The organism is Arsenophonus apicola, from assembly GCF_020268605.1.
GTDB classification, from domain to species: domain Bacteria; phylum Pseudomonadota; class Gammaproteobacteria; order Enterobacterales; family Enterobacteriaceae; genus Arsenophonus; species Arsenophonus apicola.
The window spans coordinates 22,440-30,494 of the sequence record NZ_CP084228.1; the positions used below are offsets into that span (position 1 = coordinate 22,440).

Consider the following 8,055-nt stretch of genomic DNA (forward strand, 5'->3'; position numbering starts at 1 on the left):
TTACCATTATAAATAAAATTTATATTTAGTTTGAGTTAACAGCCTGCAATTAGTAAGAGAAACTATGAATATTTATCAGCGCCTTATCATAAAACTTATCTATCTAACATTTGTTTTTATATCTTTTCCTTCTCTAGCAAGTTATTCTGTTGCCGGAGGTAATAGTTCTGGAGCTAATTCTATCGCTATCGCCGTAAATAATGGGAATGGGACAATTGCTAGTGGTAATGGCGCTATAGCGATTGGATTTGATGCTACCGCTAATGATAACAATAGTATTTCTTTAGGGGTTAATGCAAATTCTGGATTAAATTCAATTGCTATTGGCGTTTTAGCCAATGCCTCAGAAACTAACTCTATTGCTATTGGAAATAGTGCCAGCTCTACGCTGGCCAACAGTATTGCTCTTGGTAATAATTCTAGTGCCACGGCCGTTTCAGATACCTCAGCCAATACAGCCGCAAATGCCATTATCGCGGGTAATACATTGACCATTAATCAGGCACCATCCTTCGGTGTGATGGCGGTTGGTAATCGCCAGATCCAAGGCGTGGCAGATGGAGCATTAACCAGTACCTCAACCGATGCGGTTAATGGTTCACAGCTTTATACTATCAGTACGGCACTGAATGCGAATACCATCTCATTGGGCTCTGCCACGGCCTCCGCATTCGGTGGAGGATCAGCATATGACAACAGCACTGGGAGCTGGACAGCACCTTCCTATACCGTTCAGGGGAATAGTTACAATAATGTGGGGGATGCTATCGGTGGAATCGATAATAATTTAAGTAATTTGAATGCAAATATTGGTAGCGGTACAACAGGTGTCGTGCAACGGACTTCTGCAACAAACAGTCTGGTTTTGACAGCATTAAATGGTACCGCAGCTGCCCCAGGCAATGCACAGAAATTAAGTAATGTCGCTGCTGGTGATTTAAATACTAATTCAACGGACGCGGTTAATGGCAGTCAACTGTTTACCACTAATAATAATGTGACAAACCTAAACACAGGACTAACTGCGTTAACCAACACGGTTAATAATATCAAAACAGGTGGTGCGGGGATCAAATATTTCCATACTAACTCAACACAAGGTGACAGTAATGCCGCCGGCACAGATAGTATTGCTATTGGCGTTTTAGCCAATGCCTCAGAAACTAACTCTATTGCTATTGGAAATAGTGCCAGCTCTACGCTGGCCAACAGTATTGCTCTTGGTAATAATTCTAGTGCCACGGCCGTTTCAGATACCTCAGCCAATACAGCCGCAAATGCCATTATCGCGGGTAATACATTGACCATTAATCAGGCACCATCCTTCGGTGTGATGGCGGTTGGTAATCGCCAGATCCAAGGCGTGGCAGATGGAGCATTAACCAGTACCTCAACCGATGCGGTTAATGGTTCACAGCTTTATACTATCAGTACGGCACTGAATGCGAATACCATCTCATTGGGCTCTGCCACGGCCTCCGCATTCGGTGGAGGATCAGCATATGACAACAGCACTGGGAGCTGGACAGCACCTTCCTATACCGTTCAGGGGAATAGTTACAATAATGTGGGGGATGCTATCGGTGGAATCGATAATAATTTAAGTAATTTGAATGCAAATATTGGTAGCGGTACAACAGGTGTCGTGCAACGGACTTCTGCAACAAACAGTCTGGTTTTGACAGCATTAAATGGTACCGCAGCTGCCCCAGGCAATGCACAGAAATTAAGTAATGTCGCTGCTGGTGATTTAAATACTAATTCAACGGACGCGGTTAATGGCGGTCAACTCAAAACTGTTGTAGACCAAGTAGACAAAAACAGGATAGATATTGCTGACTTAACAACGGTTGTTAACAGCACTTCGGGAAGCTCCTTGATTAAGCAAGATAGCACAACTAATTTAATAACGATTGGGAGTGATAAGATGGGTAAAGCCATTTTAGTTTCAGGAATTGAAGGAAATCGAATTATTAGTGGTGTTATGGCGGGTGTTAATACCGATGATGTAGCTACAGTAGGGCAGCTTCAGAATATTGTTGGTAACATTAGTAACCGCGATGATACCGGGCTTGGAGTTGCAATAGCAACAGGGAGAGATAGTCTGGCTGTGGGTTCTGGATCAAAAGCGTCAGGGATTAACACGGTTGCAATTGGTAATGGTAGCAGTGCAACAGCGGCAAATTCTGTAGCCCTAGGACACGGTGCCATAGCTTCCCGTGATAATAGTGTATCAGTGGGTAGTGTTGGTAATGAACGCCAGATAACCAATGTTGCTGCGGGTAAATCTAGAACAGATGCTGTTAATGTTGGGCAAGTTAATGATGCTTTTCAGAATCTTGGCAAGAGTATTGAGAAAAAGGTTAATCATATTAATAAGAAATTGACAAGTGGAGTGGCTTCAGCAATGGCAATGTCAGGTATTCCACAAGCTTATTTACCTGATTCAAATTTAGTTGGTTTATCAGCATCAACTTACAATGGGCAGTCAGCTATTGCTATCGGAGTATCAAAGACGTCAGAAAATGGAAAATGGATGCTAAAAATTAATGGCAGCGGTAACACACAAAGTGATTTTGGGGCTGTAGTTGGCGTAGGATATCAATGGTAATCTGTAATTGTACTAATTACAGAATTATAATGAATTTTATTATCAGCACAGTTATTGCGAAAATTGAAGGAATAGAATGATATTAGACTAGAAGTTTAAGTTTATCCTATAAAATACCTATGTTAATTTTTTATTTATATCACGAGGATACTTTGCCAGATGATTGATCCACTAACACCTCAAGATGCGCTTCCGGAAGGATTTTCTAACTATACTGCGATTCCCAAACTTATATTCAGTGATGAATTCAGTACCACTCAGTTGGATCCAACAAAATGGACTGCTCGTGATCAGAATCGAGGAAAAGGCAATAATGGTGTTGAATGGTGGTATAAACCGGAAAATGTTCTCAAAGCGAAAGGCAATGATGCACTAGCTATTGATATATGTAAAGTTGGAGATAACGTTTACTCCGGTGGCAGGATAGATTCACAAGGAAAATTTGATTTCACATTTGGTTATTTTGAATGCAAAATTCATATCCCTATAACTGATGGACATCTTGCCGCAGTGTGGCTCCAGTCATCGGCTGGGCTTCCAAAAGGAGATCACGTGAATGCCCGAACTGGTGCTGAAATTGACGTTATTGAAAGCAATAGTACAAGTGATCAGTATTCAATTACGCTTCACTGGGGCGGTTATGGTCAATATCACAAACAGTCAACAGAAACTGTAAACGCCCCAAATATGCGTAGTACTTGGTATCACACGTTTGGAGTGAGTTGGGAGTCTGATAAAATGATTTTTACTTACGATGGAAACGTAGTGCGGACTGTTACTGACTCTAAACTCATTAGCCAGGTACGGGAATTTCCAATTTTATCAAATGAAATTATTCCATTCGCACAGGGAAATATTCATGATGCCCCTTTGGATGCAAATTGTACTATGTACATTGATTATGTCCGTATATGGGAATATATAGCATAGACGCGCTCTTTACACTCATTTACAATAGAGCCATAAAAATATTATGAGTTGGTAGTCAAATGGATAAAAAATGGCACTATTGCAAATTTCGTGATGCGATAACCTTTATTTGTTGGTGAAGGTCTTACATTTCAAAGACTCGACTCACTAGACACATCCCGCCCAAGGGATGGCCGAAGTAAAAGGACTTAGCCTGGCCTTTACGCAGTGCCCGCATCACTTCAATCCCTTTTACGGGTAGTTTGCGGTAAAGTGCAGGGAACTACGTTAAGGCATTTTATGCTCTTTCATGTAGCTAAATAACGTTCTTCTTGAGAAACCAAATAGCTCACAGACCTCACGAACCGACTTTTCAGAATTTTGATAAAGTATGCGAGCCTGCTCCAGCTTATCTGGATCAGTTTTAGGTCGACCACCTGATTTTCCTCTGGCTTTTGCTGCTACTCTTCCTGCTTCCTCGTGTTCAGCCTTTATCTCTAGCTTCATTTGAGAAATAGCACCCATAATGGAAAGGAATGCTCGTCCTGTTGCTGTTGAGGTATCTATATTTTCGCGGAGCGATTTTAGGGGTCAGCTTGGAAAACGGAAAATATCCTACGCTAAGCTTATTTTTTGTACCGACCTATATTAACTGCACGCAACGGACGGTATTTACCTGAGCCCAACTTTAGATTATTCCGCCAGATATAATCACCACTTAGATTGATATGCTCCCAACCTAGAGGGGATAAATGAGAAATTAATGCCTCATGAATCTGAATTCCTTTTCGTTTTAAAGATTCGATAGCTCTTTCTATATATACGGTATTCCACAACGTAATCGCCGCTGTTAACAATGTTAACCCACAGGCACGATAGCTTTGATTTTCCAGACCTCGATCTCTGATTTCGCCTAACCGGTGCATAAAAATGGCTCGTGCTAGGGCATTGCGAGCTTCACCCTTATTTAAACCTGCTTGCACTCGACGACGTAGCTCAGGATCGCAAAACCAATCCAGCATAAACAGCGTTCGTTCGATACGACCGATTTCCCGTAATGCTTTTGCCAGACCATTTTGTTTGGGATAACTCGCCAATTTTTTTAACATTAGCGACGCAGTGACTGTTCCCTGTTTAATCGAGGTTGCCAGCCGAAGTACCTCATGCCAATGTTTTTCAATTTCCCGGATATCCAGACTCGTCGAGGATATCAGCGACTGTAGCCCCGGGTATTGTTTTGCTTTCCCTTTGATAAATAGTTTCTTTTCAGGAAGATCCCTGATCCGAGGGCAGAATGCAAATCCCAATAAATGCATAAGTGCGAAGACATGCTCAGTGAAACCAGCTGTATCGGTATAATGCTCTGTAATTTCCAATTCACTTTCGTGATACAACAAGCCATCAAGTACATGGGTAGAATCTCTTACTCTGCTAATGACTTGAGTATAAAATGGGCTGTATTGATCTGAGATATGAGTATAAATCTGCACACCAGGCTCTGGGCCGTATTTTAGATTTACATGTCCTGCATATCGACCATGACTTCCAACCCGAAAATTTTGCCCGTCAGATGATGACGTTGTACCATTTCCCCACACGGCTGCCAGCGGGCTCTTTTTTTGGTATTCACCAGCTCAGCAAGTGCAGCTGAATAAGTTTCATCTCTGATGTACCAAGCTTGAATACCTTCGAGTGATGATTTTGTTGTTCCTGGGCAGGACTGAGCCATTTTCGTTATCCCCAAATTGATACCATCTGCAAGGATAGTCGTCAGTAACAACTTTTTGTTTTTGGGTCTGACGTGATTATTTTTGAGGTGAGTAAAGTGGTGGGTAAATCCACTCCAACCGTCCACTTCATCTAATATTTCAGTGATTTTTGGGCGAGGTAACATGGCATAAACGAGGTCAGCAAAAGGAGAAACGTCTGAAGGAACGCTGTCATCAAGTGGCGTTACTTTTACACCATTTTCTGATATATCAACATCATGCAAATCTCCCGCAATCGCCATCGCATTCACTTCTTCCAGACGTGATGATAACAGCGCCATACGTGAGCTAAGGTATTTTTGGCAATCTGTTGGAATGGCGAGTGGTAACTGAGTCTCTTTGAGTAATTTTTCAAAATCAGCGGAAGGAATAAGATAATCGTCAAAATTCTGGTAGCGTCGCGACCCCTTTACCCAGATATCACCCGATCTTAATGCGCCTTTTAGCTCATTAAGGACACAAAACTCATAGTATTTTCGGTCAATCCCCGAGGGGGTTATGACCAATTTTTTCCAGTTTTCAGGGATAAAATTTATGGGCGCGGATGGCGGCACCTTTCGGAGTTGTTTTCGGTATATTTCTTTAAGGGTCTCAAGCGCTTCACTAAGTGACAGCGCTGTAGGAGTTGCCTTGAATTGCAATGCTGATAACATACGGGGGGCATATTTACGCAACGTACTGTATTTTTCGGTGATCAGATTAAGAGGCTCAAAATTATCCTTTCGGGCTAAAAACTGTGTTTCTTCCAGACTGGCGACAAATTCTGGCCAAGGAAGTACGCCTTCTATTGCAGTCCAAGGATCATCCCCTGATTCTCGTGCATTTAGCAGAGCCTGCCCAACGGTAAGATATTGCTTTAACTTACTCTGAATGAGTTTTCCTGTTTTTTGAAGTCGTTCGGCCTGTGTACGCTTTGCTCTACTGAATAAACTGCCCAAGATACGTTCATGTAATTCGATAATTTCATCAGTCAGTGTGGCCCTTGCTTCTGAGATAACACAAACCAACATGGCGTAACGACGTGTCTCGGAGAATTTAGCCAGATCCCTGCTATTCATTTTTCTACCTTCTCGAGCCAATTTGAGCAGTCGGTTTTGGTGAACGGAAAGCGAAATACCTTCAGGTAAAGCCAATCCCTCAATAGCATTTAATCTATCAATATGCTGCAACACATTTTTACCATTAATTTTCCCCGGAGGTTGAAGCAGCCAAGCAAGACGGCTTAGTTGTTCATCCCCTGAGATCAACAGATTATCTAAGGCTGTTTTATGTTGTGGTTCCAGTTGCGTTGTCAGTGCTGTAAACACTGCTCTATCCGCAATTGTCGTGGCTTCAGCAAGGGTCCTCTCAACCACATCAATGGAAGGGAAGATAACATTATTATTATGTAGCCAGATGAGCATCTCTTCAGCAAGGATCAAACCTTTGTCGGTTCGCATAGCATGAGGATATAAATGACTAATGCACATTTTTTGCAAAGGCTTACTGAATGGCACTAATTGTAAATAGCGATAGAGCTCGGCAAGGTGCTCCCAACGGGTTTCCTCTCTAGCAGCGTACTTTTGCCATAAATCAGGATTGAGTTTCAATCTCTCTGCCACTCTGGATAGAATACCATCGTGGGGAAGCGCATTTTTATCTGGGGTAAAACCCAGCCCTCGTAGATAACAGAGTAAAATTGCAAAGCCTAAACGGTTAGGGGGTCTTCGATGTTTTTTAATGAGAATCAGATCTTGCTCATTTAAAAAACATATTCGTGCGAGCAGGATGTCATCATCAGGTACAACCAGTAAACGTTCTTTTTCATCACTGCTCAGTATTTGTCGTCGTGGCATCAATGCTCTCCCAGAATACGGACATAGCTCGCTCTGATTTTCAAAATATAAGCCTATTAAGAAAATGTTTTCTGTTTAACAATGCGTATAACCGTTCGTTCAGAAACACCACATAACCTCGCAGTATCTCGGATGCTCTGCCTATTATTTACTCGAAGTTCAATGATTTTTTCATGCAATTGATGGTCAGCCTGACGCCCCCTGAATTTACCTACCGCCTTAGCTTTTGCTATACCTTCCTGTTGTCGGCGGCGACGATCCAGATAATCTTTTCTAGCGATAGCAGCCAGCATGTCTAACATCATCCCGTTAATAGCTTTAAGCATAACAAAGGTAAACTCATCGCCAACATTTGACGTCAGAGCTATATGGCTTGTTGGAAGATCCAAACTAACAACAATAAGGTCTTTTTCCTGGATAAGACGTTTTAATTTTTCCCAACCCTTTTCATCTAGGCGTGAAAGACGATCAACCTGTTCAATGAGAATAATGTCACCAGATGCTGCATCATCAAGCAAACGTAAAAGTTCTGGTCGTTGGAGTGAGGCCCCAGATACATTTTCAGTGTACCAACTGGCCATGCGAAACCCTTTTTTCTTCAACGAAAGCTTTCATCCTATTTTTAGCTCGGAGAGCGTCCTGTTCTTTTGTTGATGCGCGGAGATAACCATGAATGTACATTTTTCACCCATTGATGACGTTTAAGTGGTGATCATAATGTATATGACAGATAAGTAATGATCTAATAGAAAAATGTCAACCCATTAGCTTGTGACAATGGGGTGTACTCAAATGTCATGCGTGGTTAGGTTTTGAGTTTACAATGATGAGGTGAAAGAGAAGTGGTTAAATAGGTAAAAGAATTTAGACAATATCAATTTGTACATAAAATAGCCTTAGCGTAGGATATTTTCCGTTTTCCAAGCGCACC

General features: G+C 41.9%; 2 protein-coding genes and 4 pseudogenes. 2 read left to right on the top strand and 4 right to left on the bottom strand.

Going from position 1 to position 8,055, the window contains the following annotated elements:
• The first annotated feature begins 64 nt into the window (after nucleotides 1-64).
• Both LDL57_RS17635 and LDL57_RS17640 read left to right on the top strand, forming a co-directional pair.
• Nucleotides 65-2,611, top strand: a complete 2,547-nt coding sequence (locus LDL57_RS17635) for a YadA family autotransporter adhesin (RefSeq protein ID WP_225508031.1) — start codon at nucleotides 65-67, stop codon at nucleotides 2,609-2,611.
• Nucleotides 2,612-2,758: 147 nt separating this feature from the next.
• Nucleotides 2,759-3,541, top strand: coding sequence for a glycoside hydrolase family 16 protein (locus LDL57_RS17640; protein WP_225508058.1), 783 nt, complete (start codon nucleotides 2,759-2,761; stop codon nucleotides 3,539-3,541).
• 124 nt (nucleotides 3,542-3,665) lie between these two features.
• Here LDL57_RS17640 and LDL57_RS17645 read toward each other — a convergent pair.
• From LDL57_RS17645 to LDL57_RS17660, 4 pseudogenes are all read right to left on the bottom strand, one after another.
• Nucleotides 3,666-3,776 (bottom strand): annotated as a pseudogene (locus LDL57_RS17645) (IS6 family transposase); the annotation flags it as partial.
• Nucleotides 3,777-3,808: 32 nt separating this feature from the next.
• Nucleotides 3,809-4,096, bottom strand: a pseudogene (locus LDL57_RS17650) (recombinase family protein); the annotation flags it as partial.
• A gap of 50 nt (nucleotides 4,097-4,146) precedes the next feature.
• A pseudogene (locus LDL57_RS17655) lies at nucleotides 4,147-7,058 on the bottom strand (Tn3 family transposase).
• A gap of 122 nt (nucleotides 7,059-7,180) precedes the next feature.
• Nucleotides 7,181-7,805, bottom strand: a pseudogene (locus LDL57_RS17660) (recombinase family protein).
• Between the last annotated feature and the right edge of the window lie 250 nt (nucleotides 7,806-8,055).

Bases quoted from the DNA above. Each gene is read 5' to 3' on its own strand.
- LDL57_RS17635 (WP_225508031.1), top strand. From the start codon at position 65: ATGAATATTTATCAGCGCCTTATCATAAAACTTATCTATCTAACATTT.